The 15,954-nt window shown below is 72.8% G+C and carries 16 protein-coding genes; 3 read left to right on the forward strand and 13 right to left on the reverse strand.

Annotated features, from left to right (window positions below; genetic code table 11):
- Together VGR06_RS04300 and VGR06_RS04305 are read right to left on the reverse strand one after the other, a co-directional pair.
- On the reverse strand, positions 1–294 hold a 294-nt coding region (locus VGR06_RS04300), incomplete at its 3' end, for an Lrp/AsnC family transcriptional regulator (RefSeq protein WP_327557625.1).
- Entirely contained in the window at positions 291–1,400 is a 1,110-nt protein-coding gene (locus VGR06_RS04305; RefSeq protein ID WP_327557626.1) for a Xaa-Pro peptidase family protein, read from the reverse strand. The genes VGR06_RS04300 and VGR06_RS04305, both read right to left, overlap by 4 nt.
- A 49-nt stretch (positions 1,401–1,449) precedes the next feature.
- On the opposite strand from VGR06_RS04305, the gene VGR06_RS04310 reads away from it, so the two are divergent.
- Positions 1,450–2,370, forward strand: a complete 921-nt coding sequence (locus VGR06_RS04310; RefSeq protein ID WP_327557627.1) for a 5'-3' exonuclease — start codon at positions 1,450–1,452, stop codon at positions 2,368–2,370.
- A gap of 292 nt (positions 2,371–2,662) precedes the next feature.
- Here the strand turns inward: VGR06_RS04310 and VGR06_RS04315 are convergent, their stop codons facing one another.
- The 5 genes from VGR06_RS04315 to VGR06_RS04335 all read right to left on the reverse strand — a co-directional run bounded on the left by VGR06_RS04315 (position 2,663) and on the right by VGR06_RS04335 (position 9,686).
- Positions 2,663–3,874: a GNAT family N-acetyltransferase gene (locus tag VGR06_RS04315; RefSeq protein ID WP_327557628.1), complete on the reverse strand. Its 1,212-nt coding sequence runs from the start codon at positions 3,872–3,874 to the stop codon at positions 2,663–2,665.
- 138 nt (positions 3,875–4,012) lie between these two features.
- Positions 4,013–4,678 carry a DUF4333 domain-containing protein gene (locus VGR06_RS04320; RefSeq protein WP_327557629.1) on the reverse strand — a complete coding sequence of 222 codons (666 nt, stop codon included), beginning with the start codon at positions 4,676–4,678 and terminating at the stop codon, positions 4,013–4,015.
- 121 nt (positions 4,679–4,799) lie between these two features.
- Positions 4,800–7,553 (reverse strand): DEAD/DEAH box helicase, encoded by a 2,754-nt coding sequence (locus VGR06_RS04325; protein WP_327557630.1) that lies wholly within the window; start codon positions 7,551–7,553, stop codon positions 4,800–4,802.
- Between the two features lie 258 nt (positions 7,554–7,811).
- Positions 7,812–8,720: an LLM class flavin-dependent oxidoreductase gene (locus VGR06_RS04330; protein WP_327557631.1), complete on the reverse strand. Its 909-nt coding sequence runs from the start codon at positions 8,718–8,720 to the stop codon at positions 7,812–7,814.
- A gap of 84 nt (positions 8,721–8,804) precedes the next feature.
- Positions 8,805–9,686, reverse strand: coding sequence for a helix-turn-helix domain-containing protein (locus tag VGR06_RS04335; protein WP_327557632.1), 882 nt, complete (start codon positions 9,684–9,686; stop codon positions 8,805–8,807).
- 110 nt (positions 9,687–9,796) lie between these two features.
- Here VGR06_RS04335 and VGR06_RS04340 point away from each other — a divergent pair, with 110 nt between their 5' ends.
- Positions 9,797–10,597 (forward strand): class I SAM-dependent methyltransferase, encoded by an 801-nt coding sequence (locus tag VGR06_RS04340; RefSeq protein ID WP_327557633.1) that lies wholly within the window; start codon positions 9,797–9,799, stop codon positions 10,595–10,597.
- 27 nt (positions 10,598–10,624) lie between these two features.
- Here the strand turns inward: VGR06_RS04340 and VGR06_RS04345 are convergent, their stop codons facing one another.
- Genes VGR06_RS04345 through VGR06_RS04365 form a run of 6 tightly spaced genes read right to left on the reverse strand, consistent with a single transcriptional unit; the run spans position 10,625 to position 15,106 of the window.
- Positions 10,625–11,497: a diacylglycerol/lipid kinase family protein gene (locus VGR06_RS04345; RefSeq protein ID WP_327557634.1), complete on the reverse strand. Its 873-nt coding sequence runs from the start codon at positions 11,495–11,497 to the stop codon at positions 10,625–10,627.
- A gap of 2 nt (positions 11,498–11,499) precedes the next feature.
- Positions 11,500–12,498, reverse strand: coding sequence for a twin-arginine translocase subunit TatC (gene tatC, locus VGR06_RS04350; RefSeq protein WP_414637146.1), 999 nt, complete (start codon positions 12,496–12,498; stop codon positions 11,500–11,502).
- Between the two features lie 17 nt (positions 12,499–12,515).
- On the reverse strand, positions 12,516–12,854 hold the full coding sequence (gene tatA, locus VGR06_RS04355) for a Sec-independent protein translocase subunit TatA (protein WP_327557635.1): 339 nt from the start codon (positions 12,852–12,854) through the stop codon (positions 12,516–12,518).
- Positions 12,824–13,117, reverse strand: coding sequence for a bacteriophage holin (locus tag VGR06_RS43790; protein WP_414637147.1), 294 nt, complete (start codon positions 13,115–13,117; stop codon positions 12,824–12,826). The genes tatA and VGR06_RS43790 overlap by 31 nt, the downstream gene beginning before the upstream one ends.
- A gap of 52 nt (positions 13,118–13,169) precedes the next feature.
- On the reverse strand, positions 13,170–14,138 hold the full coding sequence (locus VGR06_RS04360) for a helix-turn-helix transcriptional regulator (protein ID WP_327557636.1): 969 nt from the start codon (positions 14,136–14,138) through the stop codon (positions 13,170–13,172).
- On the reverse strand, positions 14,135–15,106 hold the full coding sequence (locus VGR06_RS04365) for a helix-turn-helix transcriptional regulator (RefSeq protein WP_327557637.1): 972 nt from the start codon (positions 15,104–15,106) through the stop codon (positions 14,135–14,137). The genes VGR06_RS04360 and VGR06_RS04365 overlap by 4 nt, the downstream gene beginning before the upstream one ends.
- Positions 15,107–15,232: 126 nt before the next feature.
- On the opposite strand from VGR06_RS04365, the gene VGR06_RS04370 reads away from it, so the two are divergent.
- Positions 15,233–15,952: a FadR/GntR family transcriptional regulator gene (locus VGR06_RS04370; protein ID WP_327557638.1), complete on the forward strand. Its 720-nt coding sequence runs from the start codon at positions 15,233–15,235 to the stop codon at positions 15,950–15,952.
- Positions 15,953–15,954 lie beyond the last annotated feature (2 nt).

The raw sequence follows: 15,954 nt of genomic DNA on the forward strand, positions 1-15,954 counted from the left end.
TTCGATTTCGCGGATGGATTCGAGGCGTTGGGGGTAGTCGTCCGGGGCCCCGGGGTCGGTGGGGGTGAGCGAGATGAACGCGGTCAGGGGGAGGCCGACGGCGTCGACATTCAGCCGGGCCGAGTAGCCGCGGATCACGCCACGGTGCTCCAGGCGGCGAACTCGTTGGTGCACGGCGGAAACGCTCAGGCCGACGCGCTCGGCGAGGTCGGTGAAGCTGCACCGCCCGTCGGCCGAGAGCTCGCGCGCGATGGCCCGGTCGATCGGCTCCAGATCGCTCGCAAGCTCGCTCACCCCGGCAGCTCCACGAGTTCGTGCGGGCGGTTGTTCAGCGGTTCGACGCCGCCGGCGGTCACCACCACGATGTCCTCGATCCGCGCGCCCCAGCGGCCGGGTTGGTAGATGCCCGGCTCGATGCTGAACGCCATGCCGGGCTCGAGCGGGCGGGCGTTGCCGCTGACGATGTAGGGGTCCTCGTGCACGTCGAGGCCGATGCCGTGGCCGGTGCGGTGGATGAAGTAGTCCCCGAAGCCGGCGTCCGAGATGATCTTCCGGGCGGTCGCGTCCACGTCCTCGGCCCGGACCCCGGGGCGCACCGCCGACACCGCGGCGGCCTGCGCCGCCTGCAGCACCGCGTAGGTGGCGGCCACGTCGGCGTCGCGCGGTGTGCCCACGGAGTAGGTGCGGGTGGAGTCGGAGTTGTAGCCGTCCGCCTCGGGGCCGCCGATGTCGATCACCACCACGTCGCCGGGCTTGATCACCCGATCGGACACGCGGTGGTGCGGCGACGCCCCGTTCGGGCCGGAACCGACGATGACGAACTCCGCACGGACGTGCCCCTCCTCGACGATGGCCGCAGCGATGTCGGCACCCACCGCCGCCTCGGTGCGCCCGGCCCGCAGCCATTCACCCATCCGCGCGTGCACCCGGTCGATCGCCGCCCCGGCCCGGCGCAGCGCCTCGATCTCGGCCGCGTCCTTGCGCATCCGCAGCTCGCCCAGCAGCGGCCCGGCCAGCGCCTGCTCCGCGCCCGGCATCGCCGACCGCAACCCCAGCACGTGCAGCGCCGGCATCATGTCGCCGACCGCGACCCGCCCGGGCCGCCCCAGCCGCCGCGCCACCACCGCGTACGGATCCTCACCATCCACCCAGGTGGCGACGTCCACCCCCAGCGCGTCGAACGCCACCGCGGCGTACCCGGGCGCCTCCAGCTTCGGCACCACCAGCACCGGCGAGCCGCCGGCCGGAAGCACGAGGCAGGTCAACCGCTCGAACGAGGTGCCCGAACCGCCCAGCAGGTACCGCAGCTCCGAGCCGGGCGGGACGAGCAGGGCGTCCACCCCGGCGTCCGAGGCGGCCGAACGGGCCCGGCCAAGCCGTGCGCGCAACATGGAGGACATGTTTGAGAGCTTAGAGCGCACCGGAAATTCCGGTCGCTAGGCTCGTCGGGTGCTTGCTCTCCTGGATTCGGCCAGCCTGTACTTTCGGGCGTTCTACGCCCTGCCCGACTCGATGACGGCGCCGGACGGCCAACAGGTCAACGCCGTGCGCGGGTTCGCCGACGCGATCGCCCGGGTGCTCACCGAGCGGCGCCCGACCCGCCTGGTGGCCTGCCTGGACGCGGACTGGCGGCCGGCGTTCCGGGTGCGCGCGCTGCCCACGTACAAGACCCACCGGGTGGCCGACATGGCGCACAACATCGAGGAGGTGCCGGACACCCTCACCCCGCAGATCCCGATCATCCTCGACCTGCTGGACGCCTTCGGTCTGGCCACCGCCGAGGCCGACGGCTACGAGGCGGACGACGTGATCGGCGCGCTCGCCGCCCGGGAGACGGCCGACCCGGTCGAGGTGGTGACCGGCGACCGCGACCTGTTCCAGCTGGTGCGCGCGGAGCCCACCCCGGTCAGCGTGGTCTACGTCGGCGCCGGCTGGGCGAAGGTGGCCACGATGGGCCCGGCCGAGATCGCCGCGAAATACGGCCTGCCGGTCGCCAACGCCGGCCCGGCGTACGCGGACATGGCCGCACTGCGCGGAGATCCGTCCGACGGCCTGCCCGGGGTGGCCGGCATCGGGGAGAAGACCGCGGCCAAGCTGATCACCCGGTTCGGCTCGCTGGAGGGCCTGGTCGCGGCCGCGGCGCAGGACAACTCCCCGGTCCCGCAGCGCTGGCGCGAGGCGCTGGCCGCCGAGGCGAAGTACGTCGCCGCCGCCCCGCTGGTGGTGCGGGTCGCCACGGACGCCGAGGTGACCGTCGACCGCGACGACCGGGTGCCGGCCAAGCCCCGCGACCTCGACCGGGTGCGCGACCTGCAGGAACGATGGAACCTCAGTGTCTCGGTGGACCGCCTGCTCGACGCGCTCGGCTAAACCGAAGTTCCGAATGATCAACTGTTTGCACATCGGGCCTGATCTGGGCAGGCGATCTCCTGCGGCGGTCGGGATTCTGGCTGCCTGACCACGAGTCGCCGGCCGAGAGGCTGCGACGAAAGCGTCCTTGGTCACCCTAGGCGTGAGGAAGGACGCGTTCGCCACGCTCGGCCCACAGCCGACGAACAGGCGCGTCCTGTAGCAGAGTCACTTCGGGCTAAAACCGCACCCTGGGAAGCAATGTGACCTTGCTTTTCTTCTATCGCGGCAATGTCACATTGCTTCCCCCGGATCAGAACATCGTGCCGCAGCAAGCGGCGACATCGGTGGCGAACAGCCGGTCGGCCCGGGCCAGGGCGGCCGGCTCGGTGACGTCGACCCGCCCGACCTCGGCCAGTGCCGAGAGCCGCGTGCCGCCGAGGTACGCCATGGCCAGCACGTCCACGTCCATGGCCAGGTCCGCCGGCTCCCCGGTCCGCTCCGTCCCTTGTGGACTGATCAGATACCGGCCGGAGTTGGCCGGCAGCAACGGATCCCGCACCTCCAGCACCACCGGCTCGGCATCTCCGTAGCTGCGGGCGGCGAGCGCGGCGGGCACGTCGACCAGCCGCAGCCAGATCTCGTCCTCGACCTCGGCCTTCAGGACGCGCTGGTCGATCAGCATCGCCTCGACCGGCTCGTCCATCGGACGCAGGAACGCGGCCACCTCCCGGACCAGGTCGACGCCCAGCACGAAGCGCCACAAGTCGTTGCGCGCCAGAGGGTTCGCCGCGTGCAGGTCGAGCACGGCGAGCGTGGCGTCGAGGTCCCAGCCGCTCTGGTCGTCCACGGTGGGCGTGTACAGCATGAACCCGTCCGCACCGTCCGGACCGGTGTGCACGGCGACCAGCATCTGGTCCTCGCACCGCAGCCGCCGCTCGTAGGCTATCGACCACCAGCCGGGCGGCCGGCCCATCATCCCGGGCCGGCCGCCGAGCATCCGCTCGTACAGCCCGGGCAGCAGGGACAGCGCCTCGTCGGCGTCGACCAGCCGGACCTCGCCGCCGCGCGGCACCTCCGGGCGCACCTCGGCCCGCCGCGTCTGGATCCTCAGCTGGCGCGAGGTGGTGGCGGCGCCGTAGCCGTACCGCCCGTAGATGACGCCCTCGCTGGCGTGCAGCCCGGCGAACACGTCCCCCGCCGCCGCGGCCGACGCGAGCTGCGCCCGCATCAGCTCGGTCAGCACCCCGCGCCGCGTGTGATCCGCCCGCACCCCGACGCTGGTGACCGCCGCGAACGGCTCGACCCGCCCGCCGGGCAGCGCCAGGCTGGACGCGAACGTCACCACGACACCGACCGGCCGACCGTCCACGTACGCCCCGAACACCCGCCCCGGCTCGTGGATCCGCTGGGAGTACTGCCATTTCTCGTCCGACGCCGGCTTGCGGTGCAGCGACGCGGCGAACACGTCGTAAGCCGGCCGGAACTCGCCGTCCTCCACCAGGCGGATGACAAAATCGCTCATATCCATCACCTCGCAAGCTCGGTGATGGCGACCCCGTCGCCTCGCACGCTCGGCGACAGGGCAGTGCTCAATGGTTCGCTCGCAAGCTCGCTCACCCGCAGATGATGCCGACCCGACCCGTTCGAACGCGACCGGGTTTCACTTGTCCCGCGGGGCGCCCACCTCGTACTCGCCGCCGTCGTTGCGCACGGTGATGTCGACGACCAGGTCCTTGGGGTTGTCGCCGCCGAGCTTCACGGTGCACTGGAACTTGTTGCCCTGCTTGACTTCCTGGTCGGCCGGGCAGCTGACGCTCTGGATGGTGTCCTTCTGCACGCCGTAGCTTCCGATGAGGACCTTCTTGACGCCGTTGTCCCCCTCGAGGGCGCCCTGGTCGAACACCTTCTTGGTGAAGAACCCGGGCTGCACGAAGCCGAGGATGGCCACCGCGCCGGCGGCGAGCACGATCACCGCGACCACGATCCAGATCCAGGCGCCGCCCTTCTTCTTCGGCTGAGACACGCCGGGGTAGCCGCCGGGTTGCTGGCCGTAGGGCGAGTACTGCTGGGTGGGTTGCTGACCGTAGCCGCCGTAGGGCTGCTGCTGCTGGCCGTACCCGCCGTAGGGCGCCTGGTCGGGCTGGCCGTACGACTGCTGCTGACCGTAGCCCGGCTGCGCGGGGAAGCCGCCGGACGGCGGGCCCTGGGCGGGAAAACCACCGGACGGGGTGCCAGGATGAGGAGGACCACCGTAGGGCTGCTGAGGCTGCTGCCCCCACCCTTGTTGCGGGTCCTGCCCGCCGCCTGGCCCGTAGGGGCTGGTCATCGTCTGCCTCCGCACTCACGTCACGTGACGGAACCGCATCTCCCGCTGCTGCGCGATCAAACCACAGCCGCGGGGCGTTTCCCTACCCGACCCGACAAGCGTTTCCAAACTATTGGAAACCCTAGACCGTGCCGAGGGCCACGACGCCGCGCCGGATCGCCTTGACCGCCTTGACCGCCGTCGCGCCCACCGGGTCTTCGGAACCGACCACGTCCCGGATCTGATCAAGCAGGTCGATCACCTGCCGGCACCAGCGCACGAAGTCCCCGGCGGAGAACTCGCTGCCGGCCGACTCGGCCGCGGCGATCACCTTCTCCAGCGACTCGCCGCGGGCCCAGCGGTACACCGTCCAGGCGAAACCGGCGTCCGGCTCCCGCGTCCGCTCCACCCGGTGCCGCCGCTCGTCCTCCTCCAGCTCGGCCCACAGCCGCGCGGTCATGGCCAGCGCGTCGGCGACCGCACCGCCCGGCACCCGCGCCTCCCCCGGGCCGTCCCGCCGCGACTCGTACACCAGCTCGGACACCACCGCGGCCAGCTCAGCCGGGCCGAGCCCGGACCACCCGCCGTGCCGCAGGCACTCCGCGGTCAGCAGGTCCGACTCGCTGTACAGCCGGGCCAGCATCCGCCCGTGCCCGGTGACCTCGGACTCCTTACCTCCGGCCAGGTAGCCCCGTTCGGTCAGCAGCGCGCGAATCCGGTCGAACGCCCGGGCCAGCGAGTGGGTCGTGGCCGCGACCCGCTGCTCGAGCTGCTCGGTTTCGGCCAGCAGCCGGTAGTACCGCTCCGCCCAGCGGGCGTGTGCCTCCCGGTCGTCACAGCCGTGGCACGGGTGCGACCGCAGCGCCCGGCGCAGCGCCGCCAGCTCCGCGTCGTCCCCGGCCCCGGACCGGTGCCGGGACCGGTCCGGCGCGACGATGCCGGTGTTGCGCAGCGTGGAGGCCAGGTCCCGGCGGGACTTCGGCGAGCGCAGGTCCACCTGCTTGGGTAGCTTGACCCGGCCCAGCGGCTCCACCGGCGCCGGGAAGTCGGCCACGGACAAGCGTCCCGACCACCGGTCCTCGGTGACGACGAGCGGCCGTGGCTCGCCGATCGGGTCCAGCCCCGGATCCACCACGATCGCCAGACCCGAACGCCGGCCGGCCGGGATCGCGATCACGTCACCCTTGCGCAGCCGCTCCAGCGAGCGCGCCGCCTCGGCCCGCCGGGCCACGCTGTTCTGCCGGGACAGCGCCTTCTCCCGGTCGGCGATCTGCTTGCGCAGCGCGGCGTACTCGGCGAAGTCGCCCAGGTGGCAGGTCATCGGCTCGCGGTAGCCCTCGAGCGCCTCGTGGTTGCGCTCGATCCGCCGGGAGAGCCCCACCACCGAGCGGTCCGCCTGGAACTGCGCGAAGGACTGCTCCAGCAGCTCCCGGGCGGCCTCCGCGCCGACCCGCTCGACCAGGTTGACCGCCATGTTGTAGCCGGGCCGGAACGACGAGCGCAGCGGGTAGGTCCGGGTCGAGGCGAGCCCGGCGACCTGCTTGGGGTCCACGCCGGGCTGCCAGATCACCACCGCGTGGCCCTCGACGTCGATGCCGCGCCGCCCGGCCCGCCCGGTGAGCTGGGTGTACTCGCCGGGGGTCAGCTCGACGTGCGCCTCGCCGTTGTACTTGACCAGCCGCTCCAGCACCACCGTCCGGGCCGGCATGTTGATCCCCAGGGCCAGCGTCTCGGTGGCGAACACGACCTTGACCAGGCCGCGCACGAACAGCTCCTCGACGGTCTCCTTGAACGCCGGCAGCAGGCCCGCGTGGTGGCTGGCGAACCCGCGCTCCAGCGCCTCGCGCCACTCCCAGTACCCCAGGACACCGAGGTCGGCGTCGGGCAGCTCCCGGGTCCGGGCGTCCACGATCCGCCGGATCTCCTCGACCTCGGCCTCGGTGTTGAGCCGCAGCCCGGACCGCGTGCACTGGCCGACCGCGGCGTCGCAGCCGACCCGGCTGAACACGAACACGATCGCCGGCAGCAGCCCGGCCGAGTCCAGCCGCTGCACCACGTCCACCCGGGACGGCGGGCGGAACCGGGAGCCGCGCGGCGGCGGCCGGCGACCGCGCTGCCGGGGCCCGCCCCAGGTCAGCTGCTGGCGGCCGACGTCGTCGGTGCGCCGCAGCAGGTCGGGGTTGATCTTGACGCTGCCCTCGGCGTCCTCCCCGGCGAACAGGTCCAGCATCCGGCCGCCCACCAGCATGTGCTGCCAGAGCGGCACCGGGCGGTGCTCGTCCACCACGACGGTGGTGTCGCCGCGCACCTCGACCAGCCACTCGCCGAACTCCTCGGCGTTGCTGACCGTGGCGGAGAGGCTGACCAGCCGCACCCACTCCGGCAGGTGCAGGATCACCTCCTCCCACACCGCGCCACGGAACCGGTCGGCCAGGTAGTGCACCTCGTCCATCACCACGTAGCCCAGACCGTCCAAAGTGGACGAACCGGCGTAGAGCATGTTGCGCAGCACCTCGGTGGTCATCACCACGATCGGCGCGCTGCCGTTGACGCTCGTGTCGCCGGTGAGCAGGCCGACCGTCCCGGCGCCGTAGCGGGCCACCAGGTCGGCGTACTTCTGGTTGGACAGCGCCTTGATCGGCGTGGTGTAGAAGCACTTGCGGCCCTCGGCCAGGGCCAGGTGCACGGCGAACTCGCCGACCACGGTCTTGCCGGCACCGGTCGGGGCGCAGACGAGCACGCCGTGCCCGTCCTCCAGCGCGCCACACGCCTGCTCCTGGAACGGGTCGAGCTCGAAGGAGAGTTCCCCGGCGAACTCGGTGAGCCTCGGCTTGGCCGCGCGGCGGCGCGCCGCCGTGTAGGCCTCGGCCGGGGATGGTGAAGGGCTTGCGGCCACCTCAACAGGCTTTCACATCCGGCCGCGGCCCGTCTGCCTAGGCTGTGTTCATAGCTCGGGCAAGGCCGCCGATCGCCTTCGGCGACGGCCTCGGGTCGGGTTGGCGGGGTGGTTGCGGGCCGGGGTGGGTGGTCGGGTGTCGTAGGTGGTCGGCCAACGATGCCTGCGGGCAGGGCTCGTTCCTCACCCTGCCCTGGTCATCGTGAGGCGGCCGCCCTCGCCGAAGATTCGCCGACCTCAGCGCACTTTCGAAACGCGCTAGGCCACCAGAGCCCCTCTGGCCTCGGCCACGAGGTCGTACTGCCCGCGCACGTCCCCGCCGATGGTCGCCACCACGATCCGGCTCACGCCGGCTTCCCCGTACTCGTCGAGCCGCCCGGCCAGCCGGGCCGGCGTCCCGGCCACGACGATCCGCGCCGCCTGCTCCGGCGGCAGCCCGTAGGTCTTCGTGAGGTACGCGGCAAAACCGTCGGCGCTCGCCGTGTCCTGCTTCGAGAGCGCGGCGAACACGATCATTCCGAGCTCGGGCCCGGCGACCCCGGCCGCCGCCGCCAACTCGGCCAACTTCCCGGCAGGGCCCGCCAGCTGGTCCGGGGCGAGCATCGAGCCCAGCCAGCCCTGCCCGAACCGCACCGCCCGGCGCAGCGCCGCCTCCGACATCCCGCCGGCCCACACCGGCGGCATGGGCACGCCCGGCGCCAGCGTGACCTCCGGCTCGCCGGGCTCGGTGGTCAACCGCGCCGGCTCACCGGCCAGCAGCCCGGGTAACGCCGCCAGGATCGCGTCGGTGCGCCGCCCGCGCCCGGCCAGCTCGACGCCCCCGGCCGCCCACTCCCCCGGCCACTGCCCGCCGACGCCCACACCCAGCACCAACCGGTTCCCCGAGACCAGCTGCAGCGAGGCGATCTGCTTGGCCGCCCACGCCGGCTGCCGCAGCGCCAGCAGCATGACCGCGAACCCGAGCCGCACCCGCTCGGTCACCGCCGCCGCCACGCTCAGCGCCACCGTGCTCTCGATCAGCGGCGCGTCCGTGGCCAGGTGATCACCGCACCACACCGCGTCCAGCCCGACCTGCTCCGCGTGCCGCGCCACCGCGGCCAGATCCGGCACGGCCCCACCCGTCCGAGCCAGAAACACCGGCAGCGACACCCCAACCTCAACAGTCATCGCGCCAGCCTAGAACCGCGAGTCCGACGCTCGGGCACACCGGCGAACGGCACGAGCCCAGCGCGATCCTCCCGCTGGGCCGTGTTACTTCCGGGTGGGGCGCGTCTCGGTCCCGGCGCGCAGCACGGGCGCGAACGACGCCGAGTGATCGTGCCCGCACGCGCAGTTCTGTTGCGTCTCGGCGACGAACACCCGCGACGGGACGCCGGTGAGCCGGACGCATTCGCGCGTGAGGTGGGACTGGTCCGCGTAGCCGGCGCGCAGGGCGAGCAGCGCGAGCCCGTCGTCGGTCGGCGCACGGCCCTGGGCGATCGCCCGCTGGACGAGCGCGAGGAAGCCCTGGAAGCGCAGCATCCGGTGCAGCGCCTTGGGCGCGAGCCCGACGGCCGTCCGGCAGCGGCGCCGCAGCTGCGTCTCGGAGATGTAGAGAGACGCGCTCAGCGACGTCACGTCGGCCGTGCGCCACGGCATGAGACCGCGCACCGTCTGGGACACGAGCGGGTCCGCGGGCACGCCGGCGCCGGCGCGCTCGTGCACGTGGAGCTGCACGGCGGCGAGCGCCTCCTGGGGCGGGGCCGCGGTGCCGACCGCCTCGCCGAGCGCGGCGGCCGAGCGGCCCCACAGTTGCTCGGCGTCGAGCGCGAGTCCGACCACCTCCGACGCGGGCCGCCCCGCGATCGCCGGGAAAGCGCCCGGCACGAAGCGCATACCGACCACGGTGGTGCCCGGCTCGAGCACCTCGACCACCGGCTCGGTGCGCGGCCCGATCACCTGCGGCGCCGAGCCGACCCGGCAGACGAGCTCGACGGCACCGTTGGGGATGCGCCGGTGGACGTACGGCACGGCGTCGCGGCCGACCTGCTGGACCCGGACCAAGGAGGCGAGCTCGCGCCGCGCCGGGACGGGCGAGCGCTCGACGTAGCTCTGTCCGCCGGCGGCGGGCGCGGAGAACGCTTGGCCGGACACGTGACCCAGTGTGCCGGGCCCCGGTGGTCCGCCGCGAGAAGGACGCCCGGTTTGTTCAAGAGCGCGCGGCGGGTCCGGCCATACGGTTCTGCCATGTTCGGAAGTTCCCGATGAGTGCGACCGTCCAGGGCGAGCTCTGGAGCAGCGATCCGCGGGGCTGGGCGGAGGCCGCGGAGGGCCGCATCCGGCCGCTGTACGAGCGGGTGCTCGAGCGCCTTCACCTTCTCCCCGGGACGCGGCTCCTCGACGCCGGCTGCGGATCGGGCCTGTTCGCCGAGCTGGCCGCCCAGGGCGGCGCGGACGTCATCGGGCTGGACGCGGCCCCGGGACTCGTCGAGTACGCGCGCCGCCGGCGCCCGGCGGCGCGCTACGTCGTCGAGGACGTCGAGCGCATGCCGTTCGGCGACGGCGCCTTCGACGTCGTCACCGCGTTCAACTCCGTGCTCTACGCCGCCGACCCGCGGCGCGCGCTCGCCGAGATCGCGCGCGTGACCACCCCCTCGGGCCGGGCGGTCGTGACCGTGGGCGCCGGTCCCGAGCAGGCCGAGAGCGCGGCGCTGATCAATCCGCTCGCCCGCCACGACGAGGTGCCCGACCGCAGCACGCTCGACCTCGCCGGCGCGGACGCGGCGCGCGGCGCGCTGCTCGATGCCGGGTTCGCATCCGTGGCGATGGCCGACATCGCGTTCGACGTCGCCTTCGACAGCGAGGACGACGCGGTCGCCGCCCAGCTGCCGGCCGGCCCGGTCGCCGCGGCGGTCCGGCACTCCGGCCGCGCGGTCGTCGAAGCGGCGCTGCGGTCCTTCTTCGCGCCGCGAACACGGGCCGACGGGACCGTGCGCATGGGCGTCGTCTTCCGCTGCTATTTCGCGGAGCGAGCGCGATTGACGTCGCGGCTGAACGCAACGTGACGTTGCTTTCCTCCGACCCAGCCGGGGTCAGGCCACGACCGTGAGCGCGCCCGGCACGCACCGCACCTCGACCGGCAGCGGGCCGAGCCGCTCCCCGTCCGCGTAGGCGAGCCAGCCGTTGTCCCCGCCCAACCGCACCGTGTCCGCCCGCAGCGTGGTCACCATCGGGTGCTCGGTGTGCCCGCCGTCCCGCATGCCGGGCACCATCTTCAGCAGCTCCAGCCGGCTCAGCCGGCCGACCACCGTCACGTCCAGCATCCCGTCGGACGGGTCGGCGTCCGGGCAGGCCGGGATGCCGCCACCGTAAAAGGCCGTGTTGCCGACCTGCACCATGAGCGCCTCGAGCTCGAGCCGCTCCTCCCCCGCCTCCACCACCAGCGGCCCGGGGCGCAGCCGGCTCAGCTCGATCATGGTGGCCAGGTCGTACCGGCGCGGGCCGCGCGGCCAGCGCATCCGGTTGGCCCGCTCGTTCACCGCGGAGTCGAAGCCGGCGGAGAGCACCGCGGCGTACCACTCGCCGCCGTCCACCCGGCCGAGGTCGATCTTCCGCCGAGTACCGGCGGCCAGCGCCGCGGCCATGGCGTCGGCCGCCGCCAGCGTCTCCATCGGCTGGCCGAGCGCCCGCACCAGGTCGTTGCCGGTGCCGGCGGGGACCACGCCCAGCGCGACGTCGGTCCCGGCGCAGAACTGCACGCCGTGGTGCGCCGAGCCGTCCCCGCCGAGCACCACCAGCACGTCCAACCCGCCGGTCCGGGCCCGTTCCATCAACGCCCGGGCTCCCTCGACGGTGTCCGCCTCGACCAGGGTCAGATGATCGACCGCGGTCCGCAGCCGGTCCGCGACCGCCGTGGCATGCCGGGCGGCCGGACCGTGGAAGGCAAGCGCCGCACGGATGCCCACGGTCAGGTCACGTCGTCCCAGCCCGGCCGGGACTCGGAGCCGGGTCGGGACTCCGGGCCCGGGCCCGGCGACACGGGCTCGGGCTCCACCTGCTCCGGCTCGTACACCGGGCTCGCCTCGTTGTCGTCCAACCCGCCGAGCTCGCTGAGCGCCTCTCGCTTCGCCTTGCGCCGGTCATGTATCCGGGCGATCTGCACGGCCAGCTCGAACAGCACGGCCATGGCGAAGCCCAGCGCCACCATGGAGACCGGGTCGGTGCCGGGCGTGGCGAACGCGGCGAACACGAACAGCGCGAACAGGATCCCACGCCGCCACTTCTTGAGGTTGGCGTACGGCAGCATGCCGATCTTGTTCAGCATGACGATCAGCAGCGGCAGCTCGAAGCTCACCCCGAAGATCAGCAGCAGCACGAGCACGAACGAGATGTACTTGTCCGCGGCGAGCGCCGTGATGAACGCGTCACCGCCGAAACTGACCAGCACCCGCAGCCCTTGCGGGACGACGAAGTAGGCCAGCACCGCACCGGCCGCGAACAGCAGCGACGCGAAGAGCACGAAGTTCAGCGCGAACTTCTTCTCCCGCGCGTACAGGCCGGGCGTGATGAACGCCCAGACCTGGTAGAGCCACAGCGGCGCGGTGAGCACCATGCCGGCCGCGACACCCACCTTGAACTGGGTCAGGAACGCCTCGAACGGCTGGGTCTGCAGCAGCTTGCAGCCGTTCCCGTCGAACTCGATCCGTACTCCGCCCTTGCCCGCGGGCAGCGCGCAGTAGGGATCCATGAGCAGCTGGCTCAGCGACGGCACCGGGCCGAACCTGGTCTGGAACCAGAAGAAACCGAACGCGCCGCCGATCAGGATGAAGAGCAGCGCCAGCCCGAGCCGGTGCCGCAGTTCGTAGATGTGGTCCCGCAGGGTCATGGTGCCGTCGGGGTTGTGCCGACGGCTGCGCAGCCGCCTCCGCTCGCGGCGGCCGGCTCGGTCTTCCTGGTCGCGTGCCACCGCCTCGACCGATCCTCTCAGCGGGCGTTCTTGTTCGCCTGGGTCTGCTCGATCGGCGGCGCGACCTTGGGCACCTGCGTCTGCAGCTCGGCGGCCGTCGCCCGGTCCTCGGCGTCGGCCAGCTGCGCCCGCAGCTTCGCCACCTCGTCGTCCTTGCCGGACACGGTCGGCGCCGCCGCGGCGTCAATGGCCGGCGATTCCTTGGACTCGTCCTCGCGCATGCCCTTGGTCTCGGCCTTGAGGATCCGCGCCGAACGGCCCAGAGACCGGGCCATCTCCGGCATCTTCCGGGCACCGAAGAGCAAGATGATCACTCCGGCAATGATCAGAATTTCCCACGGTCCGAGATTGCCCACGGCCGTCCTCCCGTCTGTGCTGGCTCCCCCGATGGTACGCGGGCGAGGTCGCTCTCTATTCGTACGCGGCGCCGCTGTCGGATGGCTATTCCCAACGCGGCGGACCTTGCCCGGAGCAGACCGGACGCATCGGACACTCGGTATTGAGATGCTCGCGCGGCGCCGGTGAGCCCTCGGACCGCCCGCCGCACCCGCAGGAGCACGGCGACGAGCACCACCAGCCCGAGGACCGGCAGCGCGATGCTCACCACGGACAACACCACGGCTCATACCGTACTGGGCCAGGGTGAGCGGAACGTACAGCCACGTCCATGGTCAGGTGGCCATCAGGTGACTGGCCCGGCGCAGCGCCAGCCGCGCCCGCTCGCGCAGGTCCTCGGCCAGCACGGCCGGGCGCTCGACCGTCACGTCCCCGCCCAGGCTGAGCAGCAGCCGCAGCATCCAGGCGGCGTCGGCGTAGCGCATCCGGATCCGGAGTCGTCCCACGTCGAGCTCCTCGAGGAACTCCACCGGGTAGTACTCCGACACCCAGCGCGCGTCCGGCTCCAGGACCAGCTGCGCCACCTCCTGGTCGGGCTGCGGCCGGAACAGCCCCGCCGACACGTCCACCTGGGACGCGTCCGGCGGCGGCGCCGCGGCCTCGTCGAGCACGGTCACGTCGTCCACCCGGTCCAGCCGGAACAGCCGCACCGCCTCGGCCCGCCGGCACCACGCCTCCAGGTACCCGCGGCCGTCCACGATCAGCAGCCGCATCGGGTCCACCGTGCGCTCGGTGATCTCGTCCTTGGACGCGGTGTAGTACGTCATTCGCAGCGCCCGCCCGTCCCGCAGGGCCTCCTGCACGACCTTGCGGACGGTGGCCGTGTTCCCGCCCTCACGCACCCCGAGCCCGACCGCGACGCCCGCCGGCTGCGCCTGCCCGGCCGCGGACTCGATCTTGGCCACGGCCCGCCGCACCGCGTCCGCGTCGACCATCCCCGGCGTGTCCAGCAACGCCCGCAGCGCCACCAGGAGCGCCGTCGCCTCGGCACCGGTGAGCCGCAGCGGGCGGCGCATCCCGGCGTCGTAGGTGACCGTGACGGTGTCCTCGTCCATCGACAGGTCGATCAGGTCGCCCGGCCCGTACCCGGGCAGGCCGCACATCCACAGCAGCTCGAGGTCCTTGCGCAGTTGCCGGGCCGTCACACCGAGATCCGCGGCCGCCTCCTCGATCGCGATACCCGGCCGGGCGATCAGGTACGGCACCAGCGCGAGCAGCCTCGGCAGTCGTTCCTGCGAGGTCACCTGGCCACCGCCAGATGGTGCTCCAGCACGGACTTGCGCAGCACCTCCGGCTCGAGCACGACGACGTCCGGGCCGAAGCCGGCGATCCAGCTGGCGGCCGAGTCCGGGTGGAAGAGCTCCAGCTCCACCACGTCACCGGGCTCGCCGCCGAGGGTCTGCTCGCCGACCACGGTGGCCCGCCGGCGCAGGCCCGCCGCCCGGTCGCGGGCCAGCCACAGCCGGACGGTCGTGGTGTGCGGCGTCGACGGGTCGCCTCCCCGGTTGGCCACGAACCGCATCAGGTCAACGTTCTCCGGCCGGCGGAACGCCCCCGGCTTCCCGATCGTGTGGACCTCGCCGGCGATCCGGGACATCCGGAAGCAGCGCGGCGCGTCCCGGTCCCGGTCGTGACCGACGACGTACCAGCGGCCGCGCCAGGACACCACGCCCCAGGGCTCGACGGTCCGGGTGCGCAGCTCGGTCGGCATCAGCCGGCGGTAGTCGAACCGCACCACCTGGGCCGCCTGCACCGCGGCCAGCAGCGACCCGAACGCCGGCTCGGTGGTCCGCACCTTCGGCTCCACCACGGCCGGCGTCGCCTCGTCCACGTCCACCCCGGCGGCCCGCAGCTTGAGCAGCGCGCCGTGCGCCGCGCCGGTCAGCTCCGGGGAGTCCCACAGCCGCACGGCCAGCGCCACCGCGGCCGCCTCGTCCGGCTCCAGGTCGATGTCCCCCAGCTCGTAGTCCCGCCGCGCGATGCGGTACCCGTCGACGGTGTCGAACACCGAGTTCCGGCCGACCTCCAGCGGAATCCCCAGCTCGCGCAGCTCCGTCTTGTCCCGCTCGAACATCCGGAAGAACGCGTCGTCGCTGGGCGCGTCGGCATAGCCGGGGACGATGCCCCGGATCCGCTCCGCGGTGAGGTGCTGGCGGGTGGACAGCAGGCACAGCACCAGGTTGACCAGACGTTCGGCGCGTGCGACGGACACACCCGCACCCTAACGCTCCTAATGGGCCATTCGTCAGCCAACACGTCGATCAGATGTACGAAGAACCCGGAAGTGATCTGGTCTGACCACTTGACCTCTGACCACCTGCCAGCCATGCTCGGCGGCATGCCGCTGCAACCCGTGGCCCGCCGGTCGGTGCCGGACGAGGTGTTCGAACAGATCGTCGCCGACGTGGTGCGCGGCGAGCTGGCCCCCGGCGCGACGCTGCCCAGCGAGCGGCGGCTGGCCGAGGTGCTGCGGGTGTCCCGCCCGGCGATACGCGAGGCCCTGCAGCGGATGGCCCAGGCCGGGCTGGTCGAGGTGCGCCAGGGCGACGCCACCACGGTGCGCGACTTCCGCCGGCACGCCGGGCTGGACCTGCTGCCCCGCCTCCTGCTCCCCCGCGGCGAGCTGGACCTCTCCGTGGCCCGCAGCGTCCTGGAGGCCCGCCTGCACGTCGGCCCCAAGGTGGCGGCGCTGGCGGCGGAACGGGCGGGTGCCGGGCTCGCCGGCGATCTGGACACCGCGATCTCCGCACTGGAGGCCGACGACGACCCGGTCACCCGCCAGCGGCACGCCCTCACCTTCTGGGACCACGTGGTGGACGGCGCCGACTCGATCGCGTTCCGCCTCATGTTCAACAGCCTGCGCGCCGCCTACGAACCCGCCCTCGAGGCCCTGGCCACCGTGATGGCCGCCGAGGTCAACCGCGTCCCCGCCTACCGCGCCCTGGCCACCGCCATCACCGCCGGCACCCCCGACGCCGCCCACACCGCTGCCGAGCACCTCCTCAAACCAGCGACTGACGCTTTCCTCACCGCGATCCACCAACTGGAGCAGGCATGACT

The sequence above is a fragment of the Actinophytocola sp. genome, from assembly GCF_036002505.1.
Classification (GTDB): Bacteria; Actinomycetota; Actinomycetes; order Mycobacteriales; family Pseudonocardiaceae; genus DASYTH01.